Source organism: Streptomyces sp. BE20 (genome assembly GCF_036322525.1).
Taxonomy (GTDB): Bacteria; Actinomycetota; Actinomycetes; order Streptomycetales; family Streptomycetaceae; genus Kitasatospora.
Genome location: NZ_JAQYWW010000023.1, coordinates 1 through 229, shown reverse-complemented (window position 1 = coordinate 229; position 229 = coordinate 1). Strand labels below are relative to the sequence as shown.

Sequence of the window (229 nt, the reverse complement as noted above, 5' to 3'; positions counted from 1 at the left end):
TGTCGCGCGTCAGACTTTGTGGCAGGGCTTGTTTCTTGCGGGTCCTGCCCTGTGAAGGAGTCTGATCGATCATGGTGAGGCCGCCGGCGTTGCCGCCGGAGGAGAAGGTCCGGATCGTGCTGTCGATCCTGGCCGGTGAGATGACCGTTGCCGAGGCCGCGCGGCGGGTGAAGGTGTCCGAGCAGTCGATCGGGAACTGGAAGCGGCAGTTCCTGGAGTCCGGCCGGGC

At 65.9% G+C, this 229-nt stretch carries 1 protein-coding gene; it reads left to right on the top strand.

Annotation, left to right across the window (positions count from 1 at the left end):
* Positions 1–71: 71 nt before the first annotated feature.
* Positions 72–229: helix-turn-helix domain-containing protein (locus tag PUR61_RS00085; RefSeq protein ID WP_329874319.1), on the top strand; the 158-nt coding region annotated here is incomplete at its 3' end.